The sequence below is a fragment of the Corynebacterium sp. HMSC056F09 genome (assembly GCF_001815785.1).
Taxonomy (GTDB): Bacteria; Actinomycetota; Actinomycetes; order Mycobacteriales; family Mycobacteriaceae; genus Corynebacterium; species Corynebacterium hiratae.
Map to the genome: position 1 here is coordinate 1 of NZ_KV821981.1, position 14,865 is coordinate 14,865.

Here is a 14,865-nt window from a genome sequence, read left to right on the forward strand (position 1 = left end):
CCCGCTACGCACTCCAAAACCGGAAGAGCCTAAAAACCCTCTAAAAAATCGCTAGACAACACAGTTTTGCTGGAACTGTGTCTCTGACTCACAAGCCCCTAGCGGTACCGCCCCTGCATTCGGGCCGTGCTTTCAGCGTCGGGATCGGTTGTTGTGATGCGGGGTTTGTCTACTGATAGATGGAGCCGTCTGGGTCGGCAGCTCGGACTGTATCTTCTACTGCGGAGCACAGGTCTGGGTCATCAATGTATCCGTCTTGGCAGCCGTGGTAAGTCTGGATTTCGCCCGAGGTTGGGTTACGGGCGCCATTATCTGCAGTGCCGTATCCACATGTTGCCGCCGGGCCGACGCATTCCTCAGTTTCTTCTAGTCCGGCCTGGCCCTCATTTTCGAGGTACTGCTCGCCGCCTCGGGTGTCGAAACACCATTGGGAGTAGGAGACTGTGCCATCTGACCATCGTGCTGGGCCAGGGGTGCCCTCAAGGCATTCCACGACGGTGGGTTCCGCGGGTACTTGTTCTACTGCTACAGGAGCGTCGGATGCGGGAAGTTCTGGGTCAGGTTGTGCCTCTTCCACGTGGGACTCTGGTTCCGTGGATGTGGAGGCGTCTGCGGGGGAGGTACTGGACGGGCTTGTGCTTGGTGGCGCCTCGTCGGGCCCAGTTTCGTTGTTGCTAGTACTCGTTGGGCTTGGTTCAGGTGCGGGCCCGGTGCTGCAACTGCCGAGGGCAAAAGCAATAGCAGCAACCGCAAGGCTAAATTTCTTCATGCTGCTTGCCGCCTTCCATTGAAGTGATAGTGAATGAAAAGAACCCTAGCCTCTTCGTAGCGTCCTTGGACGAGGAGCGGGGAGAAGACCTCACAGTCCTTAGCCAAGGACACAGTGTGCTACCGCAGTGCAGCGGTGCTTCCCGACGTTTCGTTGGCACGTGTGGACAATTTTGCGAATTTTGGGATTTTTGGGAACTTCCTAGCAATGGGGCACGTTGATCCCAGTGAAATGACAAACACGGCACCCCCTCCGGGGCTGCTTTTAGAGAAAGACTGTGAAAGGAATCGGGATTCGCGTGCGTTCTAGTAACCCCGTGATGAGTTCCCTCTCGTCCAGCCAAAGCCAGACCCAGGGTAATCCCTACGGGCAGAGTGACAATCCATTCAGCCAAGAAAACCGCAGCGCTGATCGTCCGCTGACGGTTGATGATGTCGTGACCAAGACTGGCATCACCTTGGGCGTCATTATCGTTATGGCCGTACTCAACTTCGCTATTGGTGAGTTGATCAACCCGGGCATCTCAATGATTCTTACCTTGGTTGGTGCGCTGGGCGGTTTCGTTACTGTTCTGGTCTCAACGTTTGGTAAGAAGTTCGGATCTGCTGCGGTGACGTTGATCTACGCAGTGTTTGAAGGCCTTTTCGTGGGCGGATTCTCGCTCATGTTTGCCGGCGTATCCTTCGGTAACTCCGATGGTATGGCGCTTATCGGCCAGGCCATCATGGGCACCGTTGGCGTATTTATCGGCATGCTGATGGTCTACAAGACCGGTGCAGTCAAGGTCACCCCGAAGTTCAACAAGATCATGTTCGGCCTCATCGCCGGCGTGGCTGTGATGGCGCTGGGCAACTTGCTGGGTGCCATCTTCTTCGGCTTTAACCCGCTGCGTGATGGCGGCATGCTCGCCATCATCTTCTCCCTCGTCTGCATCGTGCTGGCGTCCCTGTCCTTCATGACGGACTTCGATCAGGCTGACCGTCTCATCCGCCAGGGCGCTCCGGCTCAGTATGCTTGGGGCATCGCTCTCGGCTTGGCTGTGACCCTGGTCTGGCTCTACACCGAGATTCTCCGTCTGCTGAGCTACTTCAGGGACTAGCCTCGGCACCGCCTTTAAGAACCGGCGGCCGGCACCCACAACGACTTCTGGGTGCCGGCCGCCGGTTTTCTATGTCCAGTTCGCTTGCAACTACAACCCCCGTGGGGAAGCAAGGAGCTCAGTGCTGCGCGATAGGTGCCGATGTCCTAGGCATGAGAAGAGTGCCTTCCCCATTGTTAGTACATGTGTGCCAGGGGTCTTGCGATTATTTGTGTGCCTCAATTGGCAATTTCTCACCACATACGGCGGGGCGTGAAGAGGAAAGAAACGAGCCTTGCAAAAAGTGCAAATCGGCGAGAAGATACCGTTGTCTTGGGAGAAATGTTCGATCGCCCAAGTCAAAAAACGGATGAAGAATCCCGTCCACGGTGTTCCGGAGTGACCTTTGACAGCGGTATGGAGTGTGACCTGGAATCACTTTCTGCGATTGCTTGTCACCCTACTCTGCGGAATTTATGCAAGGTCATAGGTGGTTTTGTGAACTGCTGTGAGGATGAATCTGGTCCATACTTCCGAAACACGCGATGGGGTCGTGCCTGCAGGGTGAAAAACGACGAACGAATGTTAACAGTGTTGTAATTAGGGGGCACCTGCATGGTCATAATCGGCAGCGCAGGCACAAGAGTCTCACGGCGCGCACCCACAATTCTTACAGGCGACGACCAGCACCTATTTATGAACCTTTTATTACTCGCATCTAATACATCATTATTTGCAACCCATTGAAAATGGGCTATGTGGGGTTGGCGCGACATATTGCGCATTCTCGTGCATTCTGGTCGCAGAAGCCGTTCGCTGAGCTTGGCTCTGGCGAGAGGCTTCTGATAGTCAGAAAAGTTGGTTGAAGGGAAACCATGAAGCGAATCGGGGGCCTTGCGTTGGTGGCGGTTTGTATAGGGGTGCTTTCAAACTGCGCAGCTCCGCTGGGCCTTAGTGCTCGCGACAATGGTAATAACTCGGGGGGCTTTAGCAACTTTTCTGGCGACATGTCCGGCGGTGGCTCAGTGGACTCGGGGGTCGCTGAAGCCACCGCCACGAAGGTGCGAGAGTCTCAAGCTTCAAGCAGTGAGTCTCGTGCGGGCGGTGGGGTACTACCGCCACTTGGTGAATTTGATCGTACGGAGCCTGGTTTTCAGGTGTTTGATCCATGTAGCGAAATTGCGGGGATTGATTTAGAAGAAGCAGGTTTGGTCACGCGCTTGGAGTCAAGCGTACGAGAATCCGGCTTTTCTCACTGCGGGTTTGAAGCTGAAAACTCAGATGGTCAGACCGCCTTTGTCGGGTTGGGGGTAACGGATATTGGTATTGAACAACTGGAAAGACAATCTGGGGGCCGGAGGATTTATGAAGGGGAGAAACTACCAGTTATTGCCCTCCAGGATCCTACTTTTGGACGGCTATTCTGCACCGTATATCTAGAGACAGTTAGGGGAACCCTAGTACTCGAATTCAGCGGTTTTGGTGCATTTCAGGGGGACGAAGAGCGTTGCGCTCTAGGGGAAGAAATTCTTTACACGCTTGCTACATAAAGGAACAAATATGCAAATTAACTTGTCAAACTTGTTCAATCAACTATCAGAAATAAATGGACTATCGGCACAGCTCAAGGGTATCGCGGATAGTGCGCACTCTCCGCTTAACAGTGGGTTTTCTCCTGTTACGGGAATAAAGGAGGTTGGGGGTATTCATGAACGAGTGCTTACTCATGATCCAGGTTCCGCCCAGCGTTCATTGCAAGGCTTTAACACGCAACTGGCATGGTTAGCAGAAACGCTCCAGACCGAGCTCGCCGGCTTCGAATCACAGGATGAGCTCAACAGCAGAGGGCTGGATGTCGCAGACGCCGGTGGCGGGGGCGCGGCGGAGGCGATGCCGATCGTGTCGCAACCAGATCCGGGATACAGCCCATTTGGGTTTACGGTTCCCATCGTTGACACCGGTGCATCAATCATGGGACTGGCATCCAACTTGTTCAGCACCCGTTTCTGGGATGTCTCGGAAGCGAATGCGCGGTGGGGAGCCTTGAGCGGAGAAGTCGCCGATATCGTTGCGGGGCTGGAGAACTCGGCCGCGTCCTTGGAGGCGGAGAATGATAGCGAAGCCACCACGCGAGCGGCCCAGAAGATTCGTGAAGTTGCGAAGGCGGGCACACACTTCATTGCCAATGCGGACGTGATGCAACAAAAGCTTTTCGGCTTCCAAGCGCAGCTGATGAATGTGCAGCCAGAGGCAATCGCCTTGGCCTTCGAGGTAGCAGCAATTCCAGATCCCGTTGCACGCGAGGCCGCAGAACAGGCAGCGTTGGGATATATGCAGGGCGTGCTTCAACAGCAGGTTATTGCCGCCATGCCCTATCAGCACGCGCTCATGGATGCGGCACCACCCAGCGGTGGTGGGGATGTCAGTACCCAATTCGGCGCGGTCGCAGGTGATGGATCCCGCTACACTACGGAAGGCGTTGCCTGGCCGCAGCAGATTGCTGAGGCGATGGAAAGCGGCGCCGTCGGGCCAGGTTCCTTCGGCGTTGCAGACGGTGAAATCCAGGGGCTTGAAAGCGTTGGAATGGATGCTGGTGACATCGCGAAGTTTCATAGCGCATTGCATGATCGTGGACGCACGATCCTCAGCGAGTTGGGTTTCGGAGATTCGTTGGCACCCGTTAGTGCGGCGGACGTGAACACGTCGGCCGCGAGCGCAGGCGTAGGAACACTGAACCCGTCTCATGCTGGTATTCCGGGGACGTCGGCAACTCAGATTGGCGCGCCGAACATTGGTGCTGGTTTGAGCGGGCTAGGAGGTCTGGGCAGCGGTGTCGGTGGGCAGGGGCTTGGCGCCGTTGGCTTGGCGAATGCGCGCGGCAACGCGCTGCCTGGGGGCGTTGCTGGACTCGGCGGCCGGGGGCTGGGCCGGTTGCCGGAGATGTCGGCGAATCCGACGACCGCCGCGGCGGGGCTGGGCGGCTTCGGTACTGCGCCCGGTGGACCGCAGACGGGTACGCATCCGGTTATCGGTGGCCTACCCGGGGCCGTAGCGGGGACTGGACTGAAGAGGGACGGAAGGGCGTCGCTAAGCGGAGGCAGTATGGCCGGAGGCGGAGTGATCGGCGGCACTGGTGGTGTTGGCGGCGTCGGCGCCGGCAGCGCCGGTGGTGTCGGTAACGCTGGCGGTACAAACAGTGTCGTAGGTGCCGCTGGGGGAGCGGGCACCGCGAAGGCTGGCGGCGGACAAACCCGCGGCGCGGGGATGCGGATGATGCCCATGATGGGCGGCGCAGCCCGCGGCGGTGAAAGCGAAAAGAGGATCAAATCCGTCACAACGCAGGTTGAGCGCGATCCGAACCGCCGAGATCTCCTCGGTGAAGCGCCCGCGGTGCTGCCCGGGGTCATCGGCGAGTGGGCCCGGGAAGAAAACTAGGGGACTGGGGGTGAGGGATTTTCTCATAACCTCATAACGCTGAAAGCGGCGCCCGAATATCGGGACGCCGCTTTCGCTCTAAGCTGACGGTGAGTCTACTGCTGAACCGGAGCGGTGGTGTACTCGGCCGGAGCAACCTCGGTCTCAGCCGTGGCTTCAGTCTCAGCCGTTGCTGCGGTGGACTCGGATGCACCAGCTCCCGGGGCCTCACCGGTGAAGGTGGCGCCAGTGTCGACCTTCTTAGTGGAATCCTGCTCGCTCGGCGGGTGGCAAGCGGCCAGGGTGAGTCCAGCGGAGACAACCAGACCAGCGGCAGCGAAACGAGTGAACTTCTTCATGTGATAAAACTCTTTCTCAGAAAAACGATGACCTAAGAGCAGTATAAATTAGGACTTGCGCGGAGTTGCGGCCTTTGCGGAATCATAAGGCGCCGCGGAGACCACGGTCACCGACAAGGTCTTGCCGTTCGGCGCGGTGTACTCGCGGGTTTCGCCCTCAGCAGCACCCAGGAGGGCAGCACCCAACGGGGACTGCTCGGAGTAGGTCTCCAGATCCTTGTTATCCGATGCCGCAGCGCGGGTACCGATAAGGAAGGTCTCGCGGTCTTCCTTGTCACCGTTGTAGTAGACGTGGACGACGGAACCGATGTGGGCGACGCCTTCCTGGACGGCGGTGCGCTCGGTGGTGGAGTTAGCCAGAACCTCGGAGATCTGCTTGATGCGGGCCTCTTCCTGGTCCTGCATTTCGCGGGCGGCGTCGTAACCCGCGTTCTCCTTTAGGTCACCCTCCTCGCGGCGCTCATTAATCTCCGCGGCGACGACCGGGCGGTGGTCGATGAGGGCCTGCAGCTCGGCCTCGAGCTTGGCCTTGGTTTCCGGGGTGATGTACTGCTTCTGCTGCTCAGCCATAGTGCAACCTTCCGTTGACGGTTCCTGATGAACGGTTTTATTTCTTAAAGACTGGGCCTAAAAGCGCAGGTGGCGGGGCCCATTCAGAACGCTCAACATACTAGCATAGCTGGGCTTTTACTCGGCGTTTGCCTCACCCGCAGAATCCATGGTGCTGGTATCGAGGTAGGAGGGGATATTTCCGGAGCAGCCGTAGACGCCACCGGCGACGGCAGGGTGATTGGTAGGGATGTCCACGGCGACGCGCTGGGCGGCCTCGCCGCCAGCCGGCACGGCAATTTCGCGGCGGCCCACCTCTGCCTTGGAATAGTCAAAAGCCTGCACGATGCAATAGGCAGGCTCTTCCACGCGGTTGCGGGTGATGTCTACCCACACGCGGGCGGTATCGTCGGAAAGAATCTCGTGGGTGACATAGGAGATGTCCGCGTTAATTTTCTGTTGGCTGCGCACGTACTGCACGCCAAAGACGACGGCCGCCACCAGCATGCCCAGGAAAATCAGGACTAGGGCCCGATTGGTCCAGGATTTCCCCGTGCGAGCAGAGGAGGACGAGGAACCGTAGCGAGACCGTGCGCGTGCGGAGCGAGAAGCAGGATGGGCGTCAGACATGAGTCTGATTCTATCCAACGGTCGCTACGAAGTTACTATCCACTAGACTGGGCCTCTGTTTAAAGAAGCGATGTAGGGAGATGTATCACCCAGTGAGCACAAAGCGCCTTTTGGCTATTCACGCGCACCCCGACGATGAATCCTCGAAGGGTGCTGCGACGACCGCGAAGTATGCCGCGGAGGGAGCGGAAGTCCTCGTCGTGACCTGCACCGGCGGTGAGCGGGGCGACATCATCAACCCAGCCATGGACCGCCCCGGCGTCCTCGAGAACATGGGCAGTATTCGTCGTGAAGAAATGGCGAAGGCCGCCGCCGCCTTGGGGGTACAGCACCGGTGGCTCGGGCACGTGGACTCAGGCCTTCCGGGTAATCCGCTGGCCCCCAATATCAAGGACCTGCTGCCTGAGGGCTGCTTTGCTCTCAAAGAAGATGATGATGTGGCCCAAGAACTCGTGGAGATCATTCGGGAGTTCCGCCCCCAAGTCATCATTACTTATGACGAAAACGGTGGCTACCCGCACCCGGATCACCTCATGGTCTACCGTGCTTCTATGTTGGCGTGGGAGAAGGCGGGCGATGCCGCCTACCACCCAGAATTGGGAGAGCCGTGGGAGCCGCAGAAGCTCTACTACACGCACGGTTTCGTGTACCAGAGAATGAAGATCTTTCACGATCTCCTTGTAGAAGAGGGAAAGATTAGCCCCTATGAGCCGATGCTGGCGCGCTGGGACACCGCTTTTGGTGATATCATGGCGCGCGTGACCACGCAGGTAGAGTGCGCGGATTACTTCCAAAACCGGGAGGACGCCCTGCGCGCGCACGCCACCCAAATCGATCCGGCTGGTGCTTTCCTCGCTACGCCCGTCGCCGTGCAGCAGGAGCATTGGCCAACGGAGGAGTTCGAGTTGGCCAAGACCCGTGTTTCGTCCTCACTGCCAGAGGATGACCTATTTGCAGGAATCCCGGAAGTAGGGGAATCTTAAAGTATGAACGCTTTGTACTTTGCGGCGCATGACGTCGCCCTGCTCGCCCAAGGGAGCCAAAGCGGGCCGGTGGGACCGGAGTTCGGTAAGGCCTCGCCCATTGGTTTGCTGATCCTCGTTCTCATGGGAGTGGCCGTCCTTTTTGCAGGCTGGAACTTTCACCGCCGCTATTCGCGCTTCCGCCGCCGCACCATGTTCGCGCAGGATCATGGCATCGATCCTTTTGATGATGAGGCGGTCGATGCGGCAATGAAGGAAGCCGGCATCCTCGATAACAGCAAGAAGTCCATCTTTTAACGCAGAGGACGTTTCCCCACCGTGAAGTTCCTAAGCCAGCTCCTATACCCCCTGTATGAGGCGCGCCTAACGCGTGAGATTAAAAACAAACCGCAACCACGCCACGTGGCAATCATGGCGGATGGCAATCGCCGCTGGGCGCGCGAGGCGGGCTTTACGGATATCAGCCACGGCCACCGGCAAGGCGCGCGGAAGATCAGTGAGATGATTTCGTGGTGCCAGGGCACCGACATTGAAGTCGTCACTATCTACTTGCTGTCGACGGAAAACTTGAAGCGCAGCGAGCAGGAAGTGCAGTTGCTTTTCGACATCATCTCGGATGTCGTCACGCACCTCTCCCAGGGTGACTTGGATTGTCAGATCCGCCTGGTCGGGCACCTAGATCTGCTCCCCGAGCAGGTCACAGCCAAGATGCAGAGTGCGGCTGAGGCTACCGAGGATCACCAAGGTGTCATCGTCAATATTGCGGTGGGCTACGGCGGGCGCCAAGAAATTGTGGATGCCGTACAGAACTTGATCCGTAGTGAAGCACGCAAGGGGCTGAGCGCTGAGGAGATCGCGGAGAACGTGACGGCGGAGGCCATCACGGGCAACCTGTACACCAAAGGGTTGCCGGATCCCGACCTCGTCATTCGTACCTCCGGTGAGCAGCGGCTGTCCGGGTTCCTTCTGTGGCAGGCAGCCTATTCCGAGATTTGGTTTACGGATACCTACTGGCCAGCATTTCGCCGGGTGGATTTCCTGCGTGCCTTGCGCGACTATTCTCAGCGCTCGCGCCGCTTTGGGCGCTAGCCGGGTTACGCCGCCTAGAGCTTGCGCATCCTGACCTGTTCCACCAAATGGTGTGAACCTTTGCGCAGGACCAGGGAAGCGCGCACCCGGGTGGGCAAAATATTCTCAATGAGGTTGGGCAGGTTGATGGACTGCCAGATTTCGCGTGCCTGTGCGTAGGCTTCCTCATCCGTCATGTCCGCGAAGGAAGCGAAGTGCGCGCCCGGCTCGCGGAAGGCAGTGTGCCGGAGCTTGAGGAAGCGGTCAATGTACCACTTCTCAATGTCGTCCACGCGGGCATCGACGTAGACAGAGAAGTCAAAGAGATCCGACACCATGAGGGTTGGCCCGGTCTGCAGGACGTTGAGGCCTTCCAGGATGAGGATGTCCGGTTGCCGGACCTCTTGGAATTCATCGGGGACGATGTCATAGGACACGTGCGAATAAAGCGGTGCGGTAACCAGTGGTTTGCCGGATTTAACGTCGGTAACAAATCGCATGAGCGCGCGGCGGTCATAAGACTCCGGATAGCCCTTGCGCTGCATTAGCCCGTGCTCTTTGAGATAGGCGGTGGGGTAGAGGAAACCATCGGTGGTGACGAGGTCGACCTTCGGGTGGGAATCCCAGCGTTCCAAGAGCACTTGGAGCAAGCGCGCCGTTGTCGATTTGCCCACGGCGACGGAGCCGGCGACGCCGATGACGAAAGGCACGTGCGTCGGTGGGTTACCCAAAAAGGCCTCGGTGGCGGCGGTGAGTTTCTGGCGGGCCTCCACCTGCATGTGAATGAGACGGGATAGTGGCAGATAGACTTCCGCCACCTCGGTGAGATCGATGCGGTCACCAATACCACGGAGTTTTTCCACCTCGGTGGCCGTCAACACCTGTGGCATGGATTTACGCAGGGCACGCCACGTATCGCGGTCAAAATCGAGGTACGGGCTCGCATCGGTCATTCGCGCCATGCCGACTATTGTCGCACTGCATCCGGCGCCTCGTGCAATTGCCCCGAATGAAAAGATTCTTAGAGGCCCCCGCGCGGGGGATAGGGGCGTTAGGATGTAGAACTAGCTTCGGCGATTTCTAAAGCCGGTGGTGTTGTGCTGCGAGCGGGCGCCGCTGGCTATCTTGACCATCTGTAGGAAGGGACACCACGCTTTCATGACGACTACGAACAATTCAGACGTGCGCTACCAGGAGATGCGCGATCTTGACCCCGAGGTCTTCGATGCTATTTCTGGTGAGATCGCTCGTCAGCGCGATACCCTCGAGATGATTGCTTCGGAGAACTTCGTCCCCCGCGCCGTTCTGCAGGCGCAGGGTTCTGTTCTCACCAACAAGTACGCAGAGGGCTACCCGGGGCGCCGCTACTACGGCGGCTGCGAGCACGTTGATGTCGTGGAGGACCTGGCTCGCGATCGTGCCAAGGCGCTTTTCGACGCCGAATTTGCCAACGTCCAGCCGCACTCCGGTGCTCAGGCCAACGCTGCGGTGCTGGCGTCGCTGATCCAGCCGGGTGACAAGATCATGGGCCTGTCCTTGGCGCATGGCGGCCACCTGACCCACGGTATGAAGCTGAACTTCTCCGGCAAGCTTTACGACGTTGCCGCGTATGAGGTCGACCCGGAGACCATGCGCCTCGACATGGACAAGGTCCGCGAGCAGGCTCTGGCTGAGAAGCCGCAGGTGATCATTGCTGGTTGGTCCGCCTACCCGCGGACCATCGACTTTGAGGCCTTCCGCTCCATCGCCGATGAGGTCGGCGCCTACCTGTGGACGGATATGGCGCACTTCGCGGGCCTCGTGGCCGCCGGTCTGCACCCCTCCCCGGTGCCGCACTCCGATGTTGTGTCTTCCACCGTGCACAAGACGCTTGGTGGCCCGCGCTCCGGAATTATCTTGGCCAAGCAGGACTTTGCCAAGAAGATCAATTCCAACGTCTTCCCGGGCCAGCAGGGTGGTCCGCTGATGCACGTCATCGCGGCGAAGGCTATTGCTCTCAAGATTGCGGCCACCGAGGAGTTCAAGGAGCGCCAGGAGCGCACCCTGGAGGGCGCTCGCATTCTGGCTGAGCGTCTGACCGCTGAGGATTGCACCAAGGCGGGCGTCGACGTCCTCACCGGCGGCACCGACGTGCACCTCGTCCTAGCGGACCTGCGCAACTCCGAGCTCGATGGCCAGCAGGCAGAGGACCTCCTCCACGAGGTGGGCATCACCGTGAACCGCAACGCGGTTCCGAACGATCCGCGCCCGCCGATGGTCACCTCCGGCCTGCGCATTGGCACCCCGGCCCTGGCCACCCGCGGTCTTGACACGGCGGCCTTCACCGAGGTGGCGGATGTCATCGGTACCGCGCTGGCAAATGGCAAGAACGCGGACGTCGCCAAGCTGCGCGCCCGCGTGGAGAAGGTCGCCGCGGACTTCCCGCTGTACGACGGCCTTGAGGACTGGAAGCTGGTCTAAGCTTCCGAACGCTCCTCGGCGTGAGCTTTCCGGGCGGCCTCGAGCCACTCGGGCATTGCGCTGAGGAGCTCTTTGATTTCTGCGGTGGTGAGAGGGCGATCCATGTCGTTCTTCTTCAGCGCGGTCACGGAAATGCCCAGCTTCTGTGCCACCACCGGGCGCGGGTGCGGGCCCTCGCGGCGCAGGGTGGCCAGCCACTCCGGCGGGTTCTCCTGCAAGTCGCGCAATTGCGCGTGCGTTACTGCAATGGCTTGAAACTCCTCCGGGGCGGCCGGCAGGTAGATGCCCAGCTTCTTAGCCGCGGTTTGCGCGCGCATGGCGGTACCGGAAGGCTGCTGGGTTTCGTTGGCTGGGGTTTCATTATTCGGGGTATCAGTCACGCTCACCACGCTAGCAGCACCGTAGTATGAGGTGCATGCTCCGCCTTGTCTTTTGCACTGGTACAGAACCCGGTAAATGGTTTCGCCGCTACCGTGACTCGCATTCTCTCGAGTCCCTGGTGACCGCCGACGCCGATGATGCGATGGCGGCTCTTCTTGCCCAGGAAGCTGACCTTGCTCTGACCCGCCTGCCAGATCTACGGGTCGATGACAGCTTCCATGTGGTTCGGCTGTACGAGGAAGCGCCTGGGATCGCAGTTCCGAAGGATTCCGTGTACGCCGAGGTAGGGGAGGACATTACACCGGAGGATGTCGCCGAAGAGATCGTGAATTACCGGATTGCGCAGGATGGCAGCGTCGACGTCCCTGCCCTGCGTACCGCTCTCCAAGTTGTGGCAGCCAACGTGGGCGTGGCCATCGCACCTCGACCGCTGCTGAAGGTGCTCAGCAAGAAGCAAGTCGTGGCACTGGGCTTGGAGGATCCCACTGTTGCGCGCACGGAGATCGCTTTGGTGTGGCGCCGAGCAGACGATGGTGACGAGATTCAGGATTTCGTCGGCGTGGCGAAGGGAAGGACGCGGAATTCTTCCCGCAATGTTGCTGAGAAGCGCAGTGCCCGTGACAAAGCAAAGGCTAAACAAGCACGCAGAAAGTCGCAAGGAAAGTCTCACAAGGGCTCGATTTCCAAACCGTTATCGAAAAGATATAGGGGGTCTCAGCAGCGGAAACGTAGATAAGGAAGGCTCTTTGTTGTCAAATCATAGGTGCATCGGTGGCGGGGCGGCCGCGGCCGAGCCTACGGTGGACTTTGTTCTCAACAAAAGTACTTAGAACAGTGCTCAACAAAAGAGAAAGGTTTAGATAATGAAGAAGATGACTCGTCGTTTCGCTGCTGGTATCGCCGCTGCGACCCTTTCCCTGGGTGTCGTTGCCTGCTCCGATGCTGAGGACTCCGCTAAGGATGCTGGCGACGCTGCACAGTCCGCCGCGTCCGATGCTGCCGATGCTGCCGGTTCCGCTGCTAATGAGGCTAAGGACTCCATGAAGGACTCCGAGTCCGCTGAGGCTTCCGATTCCGAGGGCGCTGACTCCTCTGAGGCGGAGTCTTCCGATTCGGGTTCCGCTGATTCTGAGGGTGCCGAGGGTGATAAGGAGAGCGTCTCCACCGCTAACGGTGATGTAGAGGTCCCTGCCGACTTTGCGCAGGCCATCAAGGACAAGGCCGCCGAGTGGGGCGATCCGGAGTCCATCGAGTCCACCGATGCCGGTAGCGTTGCTACCTTCGCCAAGGACAAGCTGCTGGCATTCAGCGAGGGAGATGGCTCCCAGCCGATCATCGGCAAGATCGCTGAGACTTGGACCGAGGAAGGCGGCTTGGACAGCAAGGTTGGTCTGCCGACCGCCCCGGAGAAGGCTGAGGGCAACGGCTGGGTACAGGAATTCGCCAACGGCACCATTTCCTGGATGCAGGGTGAGTCCGGCGAGTACGAGGCCACCATTAACTAAGAGGGCTCACAATAGAGCCAGCTTTCTAAGAAATGCTCCGCACTGTAAAACCAGTGCGGAGCATTTCTTTGTGGTTTGTGAGGGAGCGAGCCGACTGGTGGGGATGGTGTGGCTCTGGGGATTGTCGTTTTAATACTGTTCATCTTGCACCCATGTAATTTCAACCTTTGCTCTCTAGCGTGGACGGTGTCCGGAGGTTCACAGGGACGTCCGGACAGTTCGAAAAACCACCAGCTTCACCATGCCCACCCAGGTCGTTGAGTTGGGGCGGGCATAACAAGGGAGAACCCTGCCGCTATGACCAATCCTTCCGTCCTGACCGAGCAGCCGCACGAGGCCGCTGTGGTTACCAAGACCTATGTCATCGATACCTCCGTCCTTCTCTCCGACCCTTGGGCGTTGCGTAAATTCGCAGAGCACGATGTGGTGCTGCCCATCGTCGTTATCTCTGAGTTGGAAGGAAAACGTCATCACCCGGAGCTTGGCTGGTTCGCCCGCCAAGCTCTTCGCTTTTTGGAGGACCTCCGCGCTACCTATGAGGCGCTGGATCAGCCTCTTCCCGTCAACGCCGCGGGCGGAACGCTGCGCGTGGAGCTGAATCACCAGGATCAGTCCTTGCTGCCAGCGGCCTTCCGTGGGCCGGAGGGAGACCACCGAATCCTGGCCTGCGCGCTCAACCTGCAGCACGAGGGCAAGGACACCGTCCTGGTGACCAAGGATGTTCCGCTGCGCGTTAAGGCGGGCGCCGTGGGCCTGCAGGCAGATGAGTACCACGCGCAGGACGTTGTGCTCACGGGATACACCGGTATGGCTACGGTGCAGACCACCGCGGAGGTCATCGATGAGCTCTATGGGGAAGGCGAGGTGCTTATCGACGGATCAGTGACCACCGCCGGCACCCGCGTCGAGGACCTTCCGGTGCACTGTGGCGTGACGCTGCAGGCAGGCGGGCAATCAGCGCTGGGCCGCATGACAGCCGAGGGCGCAGTGCGCTTGGTACGCGGTGATGCGAATGTCTTTGGTCTCCAGGGGCGCTCGGCTGAGCAGCGGGTAGCTTTGGATCTGCTGCTGGATCCTTCCGTGGGCATCATGTCCATTGGAGGCCGTGCAGGTACCGGTAAGTCTGCGTTGGCCTTGTGCGCCGGTCTAGAAGCTGTGCTGGAGCGTGGGGAACACCGCCGCATCGTGGTTTTCCGCCCGATGTATGCGGTGGGTGGGCAGTCCCTGGGATACCTGCCTGGCTCCGAGAGTGAGAAGATGAACCCGTGGGCGCAGGCGGTCTACGACACGTTGGAGGGTCTCGTATCGGAAAACGTCATGGATGAAGTCCAAGACCGAGGCCTCTTGGAAGTTCTCCCACTGACCCATATCCGCGGCCGCAGCCTGCACGATTCCTTCGTCATCGTCGATGAGGCCCAGTCGTTGGAGCGCAACGTGTTGCTGACTGTCTTGTCCCGTTTGGGCCGCGGATCGCGCGTGGTACTGACCCATGACGTGGCGCAGCGAGATAACCTGCGCGTGGGCCGGCACGACGGTGTGCAGGCAGTCATTGAAAAGCTCAAAGGGCATGAGCTCTTCGCTCACATCACGTTGCAGCGCTCTGAGCGCTCTGCCATTGCGGAACTTGTCACCGATTTGCTGGAAGGTGAGAACTAACTCGTTCGCGAAT

At 59.2% G+C, this 14,865-nt stretch carries 16 protein-coding genes; 10 read left to right on the forward strand and 6 right to left on the reverse strand.

All coding sequences use genetic code 11. From position 1 onward, the window contains the following. Nucleotides 1–169: 169 nt before the first annotated feature. Nucleotides 170–577, reverse strand: coding sequence for a hypothetical protein (locus tag HMPREF3056_RS13410; protein WP_141759882.1), 408 nt, complete (start codon nt 575–577; stop codon nt 170–172). 490 nt (nt 578–1,067) lie between these two features. Between HMPREF3056_RS13410 and HMPREF3056_RS12410 the strand changes: the two genes are divergently transcribed. The 3 genes from HMPREF3056_RS12410 to HMPREF3056_RS12415 all read left to right on the forward strand — a co-directional run bounded on the left by HMPREF3056_RS12410 (nt 1,068) and on the right by HMPREF3056_RS12415 (nt 5,282). Beyond that, complete coding sequence (locus tag HMPREF3056_RS12410; protein WP_046648326.1) at nt 1,068–1,868, forward strand: Bax inhibitor-1/YccA family protein; 801 nt, start codon at nt 1,068–1,070, stop codon at nt 1,866–1,868. An 854-nt stretch (nt 1,869–2,722) separates the two neighbouring features. Continuing rightward, nucleotides 2,723–3,397: a hypothetical protein gene (locus tag HMPREF3056_RS13415; protein WP_185963832.1), complete on the forward strand. Its 675-nt coding sequence runs from the start codon at nt 2,723–2,725 to the stop codon at nt 3,395–3,397. A 166-nt stretch (nt 3,398–3,563) separates the two neighbouring features. Then, nucleotides 3,564–5,282, forward strand: coding sequence for a hypothetical protein (locus HMPREF3056_RS12415; RefSeq protein WP_246822528.1), 1,719 nt, complete (start codon nt 3,564–3,566; stop codon nt 5,280–5,282). A 95-nt stretch (nt 5,283–5,377) separates the two neighbouring features. Here HMPREF3056_RS12415 and HMPREF3056_RS12420 read toward each other — a convergent pair whose 3' ends face one another. From HMPREF3056_RS12420 to HMPREF3056_RS12430, 3 genes are all read right to left on the reverse strand, one after another. After that, nucleotides 5,378–5,620, reverse strand: a complete 243-nt coding sequence (locus HMPREF3056_RS12420) for a hypothetical protein (RefSeq protein WP_070517584.1) — start codon at nt 5,618–5,620, stop codon at nt 5,378–5,380. A 48-nt stretch (nt 5,621–5,668) separates the two neighbouring features. After that, a complete protein-coding gene (greA, locus tag HMPREF3056_RS12425; RefSeq protein WP_046648329.1) occupies nt 5,669–6,190 on the reverse strand; it encodes a transcription elongation factor GreA in 522 nt (173 codons plus the stop codon). A 117-nt stretch (nt 6,191–6,307) separates the two neighbouring features. After that, the gene (locus HMPREF3056_RS12430; RefSeq protein ID WP_070701632.1) at nt 6,308–6,799 is read right to left on the reverse strand and encodes a DUF4307 domain-containing protein; all 492 of its coding nucleotides are present in this window, start codon (nt 6,797–6,799) and stop codon (nt 6,308–6,310) included. A 92-nt stretch (nt 6,800–6,891) separates the two neighbouring features. Here HMPREF3056_RS12430 and mca point away from each other — a divergent pair, with 92 nt between their 5' ends. Genes mca through HMPREF3056_RS12445 form a run of 3 tightly spaced genes read left to right on the forward strand, consistent with a single transcriptional unit; the run spans nt 6,892 to nt 8,871 of the window. Further along, nucleotides 6,892–7,782, forward strand: coding sequence for a mycothiol conjugate amidase Mca (gene mca, locus HMPREF3056_RS12435; RefSeq protein WP_046648345.1), 891 nt, complete (start codon nt 6,892–6,894; stop codon nt 7,780–7,782). 3 nt (nt 7,783–7,785) lie between these two features. Next, nucleotides 7,786–8,079: a hypothetical protein gene (locus HMPREF3056_RS12440; RefSeq protein WP_046648331.1), complete on the forward strand. Its 294-nt coding sequence runs from the start codon at nt 7,786–7,788 to the stop codon at nt 8,077–8,079. 21 nt (nt 8,080–8,100) lie between these two features. Next, entirely contained in the window at nt 8,101–8,871 is a 771-nt protein-coding gene (locus HMPREF3056_RS12445) for an isoprenyl transferase (RefSeq protein WP_046648332.1), read from the forward strand. A gap of 14 nt (nt 8,872–8,885) precedes the next feature. Here the strand turns inward: HMPREF3056_RS12445 and coaA are convergent, their stop codons facing one another. Continuing rightward, entirely contained in the window at nt 8,886–9,812 is a 927-nt protein-coding gene (gene coaA / locus HMPREF3056_RS12450; RefSeq protein ID WP_046648333.1) for a type I pantothenate kinase, read from the reverse strand. A gap of 196 nt (nt 9,813–10,008) precedes the next feature. On the opposite strand from coaA, the gene glyA reads away from it, so the two are divergent. Beyond that, entirely contained in the window at nt 10,009–11,310 is a 1,302-nt protein-coding gene (gene glyA, locus HMPREF3056_RS12455) for a serine hydroxymethyltransferase (protein WP_049155515.1), read from the forward strand. On the opposite strand, the gene HMPREF3056_RS12460 is transcribed toward glyA, so the two are convergent. Next, on the reverse strand, nt 11,307–11,627 hold the full coding sequence (locus HMPREF3056_RS12460) for a DUF5997 family protein (RefSeq protein ID WP_118779527.1): 321 nt from the start codon (nt 11,625–11,627) through the stop codon (nt 11,307–11,309). The two genes, glyA and HMPREF3056_RS12460, sit on opposite strands and share 4 nt — an antisense overlap. Nucleotides 11,628–11,725: 98 nt before the next feature. Between HMPREF3056_RS12460 and HMPREF3056_RS12465 the strand changes: the two genes are divergently transcribed. The 3 genes from HMPREF3056_RS12465 to HMPREF3056_RS12475 all read left to right on the forward strand — a co-directional run bounded on the left by HMPREF3056_RS12465 (nt 11,726) and on the right by HMPREF3056_RS12475 (nt 14,852). Further along, on the forward strand, nt 11,726–12,427 hold the full coding sequence (locus HMPREF3056_RS12465; protein WP_049155514.1) for a LysR family transcriptional regulator substrate-binding protein: 702 nt from the start codon (nt 11,726–11,728) through the stop codon (nt 12,425–12,427). 127 nt (nt 12,428–12,554) lie between these two features. Next, entirely contained in the window at nt 12,555–13,196 is a 642-nt protein-coding gene (locus HMPREF3056_RS12470) for an LGFP repeat-containing protein (RefSeq protein ID WP_070754973.1), read from the forward strand. 297 nt (nt 13,197–13,493) lie between these two features. Beyond that, the gene (locus HMPREF3056_RS12475; RefSeq protein WP_046648336.1) at nt 13,494–14,852 is read left to right on the forward strand and encodes a PhoH family protein; all 1,359 of its coding nucleotides are present in this window, start codon (nt 13,494–13,496) and stop codon (nt 14,850–14,852) included. Nucleotides 14,853–14,865 lie beyond the last annotated feature (13 nt).

Bases quoted from the DNA above. Each gene is read 5' to 3' on its own strand.
- HMPREF3056_RS12430 (WP_070701632.1), bottom strand. From the start codon at position 6,799: ATGTCTGACGCCCATCCTGCTTCTCGCTCCGCACGCGCACGGTCTCGC.
- HMPREF3056_RS12420 (WP_070517584.1), bottom strand. From the start codon at position 5,620: ATGAAGAAGTTCACTCGTTTCGCTGCCGCTGGTCTGGTTGTCTCCGCT.
- HMPREF3056_RS12460 (WP_118779527.1), bottom strand. From the start codon at position 11,627: ATGCGCGCGCAAACCGCGGCTAAGAAGCTGGGCATCTACCTGCCGGCC.
- greA (WP_046648329.1), bottom strand. From the start codon at position 6,190: ATGGCTGAGCAGCAGAAGCAGTACATCACCCCGGAAACCAAGGCCAAG.
- HMPREF3056_RS13415 (WP_185963832.1), top strand. From the start codon at position 2,723: ATGAAGCGAATCGGGGGCCTTGCGTTGGTGGCGGTTTGTATAGGGGTG.
- HMPREF3056_RS12440 (WP_046648331.1), top strand. From the start codon at position 7,786: ATGAACGCTTTGTACTTTGCGGCGCATGACGTCGCCCTGCTCGCCCAA.
- HMPREF3056_RS12475 (WP_046648336.1), top strand. From the start codon at position 13,494: ATGACCAATCCTTCCGTCCTGACCGAGCAGCCGCACGAGGCCGCTGTG.
- coaA (WP_046648333.1), bottom strand. From the start codon at position 9,812: ATGGCGCGAATGACCGATGCGAGCCCGTACCTCGATTTTGACCGCGAT.
- glyA (WP_049155515.1), top strand. From the start codon at position 10,009: ATGACGACTACGAACAATTCAGACGTGCGCTACCAGGAGATGCGCGAT.
- HMPREF3056_RS12470 (WP_070754973.1), top strand. From the start codon at position 12,555: ATGAAGAAGATGACTCGTCGTTTCGCTGCTGGTATCGCCGCTGCGACC.
- HMPREF3056_RS12465 (WP_049155514.1), top strand. From the start codon at position 11,726: ATGCTCCGCCTTGTCTTTTGCACTGGTACAGAACCCGGTAAATGGTTT.